1 protein-coding gene is annotated in these 2,551 nt (G+C 49.6%); it reads right to left on the bottom strand.

The features are described 5' to 3' along the window. Window positions 1-25: 25 nt before the first annotated feature. On the bottom strand, window positions 26-1,372 hold the full coding sequence (locus ACSR1C_RS20475; RefSeq protein WP_460260856.1) for a reverse transcriptase domain-containing protein: 1,347 nt from the start codon (window positions 1,370-1,372) through the stop codon (window positions 26-28). Window positions 1,373-2,551 lie beyond the last annotated feature (1,179 nt).

Raw genomic sequence — 2,551 nt, forward strand, 5'->3', positions numbered from 1 at the left:
TCCGGGAATGGTTTGCCGCCCGCAATCAGTTCGCTATCATGTTCGATGAGCGCTTCAACGCGTGACCGTATCTGAAACCCGCATGGGCCAAACCAGATACACAGAGTTCATGACACTCCCCAATCCATCGTTGTGTGACTTGTGAGTAGTCCGTGACAAGTTTGAATACGTGATTGTCCAGTGCTTCAAACTCTCGTTCTTCCGTACAGAAAGAAAAGGATTTTTGCCAACCATACAACTGATCGCCAATCCTTTTTAAAACTACGCTCTGACTCAGCTTCGGGTCCAGTCTTTCGCCTTCCTCTATGTGCTTCTTGATAGCCATTTTCGAGCTATGGATGAGTGAAGAAAATTCTTTCTTCTTGCCTTGAACAGATGCTTTGCTGGGAACACATCGTTTTGGTTGAACGGTGCATCCCAGAAAGTTGAAGGAATCTGCACATCTTCCTTCATCCGCTTTTCCTAGAGATTTGTCGGGCGGATACAGCGAAAACCCAAATCGAGATAGCTTGGTCTTTGTGAATTTGACAGCATCATCAAGCAGTGATTTAGAAGGCGACATAATCAGAACGTCATCGATATATCTCACAGCGACGACACCTGTATCGTTCAAGGTCTGATCAAAGTCGTATAGCAACAGGTTGCCTGCCAATGCTGATAGCGAGCCGCCTTGCGCAACTCCGATCCCCCCTTTTGGGAAAAGATCGCTATAGGACTTGAGCTCATCCTCATTGTCCAACTCGACCTTCAAGGCCTCCGCAAACAATGCACAAAATTTGTCGTCCGATGTTGCCGTTTGGACTATTTTCACCACTGCCGTGGTCGGGATCGCGGTAAAGAAAGCCTTTATGTCGGACTGAAAGAAGTGTGTCGCGCCTTTCTCCATCGCATCCATGAGGAGCCGAATAGCGGGTTCGGTTCCTCCGTATGGCCTTAGCAGTCCACCAACTCCATACTTGGAACGGTTTATTTCGTTTATGAGTCCGAGGCGTGGGTCATAGACAAGTTCAGACTTGCTGTTTGGGTCTTTAGGATTAATGATCTTTCTAGGCTGGAATACTTGCAAGATCGCACGCTGGACAACGCGGTCTTCCATTTTGGCGATGGCAACCGGGCGCGGATTTTTCCCCTTTCTTAGGCGTTCAATCTTGTCCTTTAGAACTCCCAGAACCGGACTGAATTGGTAGCGGTTTTCGCGTAGCTGGTGCCCAATTCGTCTAAGGTGGGTTTGATGTCGATGTTCAAACTCTGAGGCTTCACCGCGAATGTCCTTATTCGATGAGTTCAAAGCGCTTCTTTTTACGTGTCTCCATGCAGCAAAGAGATTTGCTTCAGCATGTACTGATTGATAAAGAGATTGTGCTTTTTTCATTACTTCTCCGCTCGGGGACCCTTCAACAATACAACCCCGACCGTTGACGTGCTAACCATCCACTGCGCACGAATATTCCGCGACGACAGACACCTCCGTTGCAAATGCGACTTTGGCGCGAACCGTCAGGCTTGCGATCTGCATAGATAAATCTAGCGTCACGTCGAGGGCCTCACAGTAGACACCATCTATAGTGGGTAGTGCCGCCCGGAAGTCAAGATATGGCTGTTCACTTTCCTCAGGTAATGTAGGCAAAGCCGCCAAATATCCGGGGTGCGATGGTTGGAGGATATTTGTAGCGTTGAAATACTCCCTTCATGGCCTCAATGAAGTCGTATCCCTGAACATGGTCTGGATGAAGTCCCCATGGGGGTATCGGTGGAAGTGGGAACGCTCCCTTGATTGGTGATTGAACAGGCAGCCGTTTAGGCATGGTTCGGTGTCGGTGGAGATGCAAATCTCCAAGTCTGACGAGTTGGTTTCAAGGGGCGGCGATAGGCCCTTTGATCATGATCCATCTTTGACAAGATGGCGCACATCCAATCCGCGCAAGGTTGGTCAGGATTTCACAAGGGCAGGAACGCTCTTTGATCGATGGGAAGGTTCCAAGGCAAGGGCAGCCATGAAATGCTCCCTTCCTGGTCGCGCTGAAAGCGTCTCCATGAAATGGTGGTGTTTGAACGGCCAAACGTTCTACTGGCTCAGGGAGGGGCTTGAATGCCCTGATCGGAGCCATAGGCCGGAGGGATGCAACGGGAACGCGCAGCGGGTTCCCTTGCCAAGATGTGAGTGGTAGTACCACGCACACATCTTGCGTAAGCCTCTATCCTGAACGAAACTTCCAACAGTAAAGCAGAGGCAATTGGGTATGCGCCTAGCGATGAGTAGTTTGACGCTTGCTCGAATCGTTAGAGTAGCTTGATATTATTAAAATGTCGTCCAATCAGCTCATCTTGGCACTTTATGTCTCAACGGATTGCGTTATCTTCGGGGCTGCTCCGCTCAGCCGCGCAGGTGATGGTGAAAATTACGAAGCCCCTCTAACCCTTTCTAGGTGTTGACCTGCTCCCCGAAACTTCCCTCGTTCTGATGTAGAGTTTGCTCAACCTTTTGAAGGAGCAAACGAATGCGAAAGAGCCGTTTCACCGAGGCGCAGATCATCGGGATGATCAAGGAACA

Source organism: Actibacterium sp. D185-2, from assembly GCF_054954595.1.

Coding starts and splice junctions, on each gene's coding strand:
- ACSR1C_RS20475 (WP_460260856.1), bottom strand. CDS start 1,372: ATGAAAAAAGCACAATCTCTTTATCAATCAGTACATGCTGAAGCAAAT.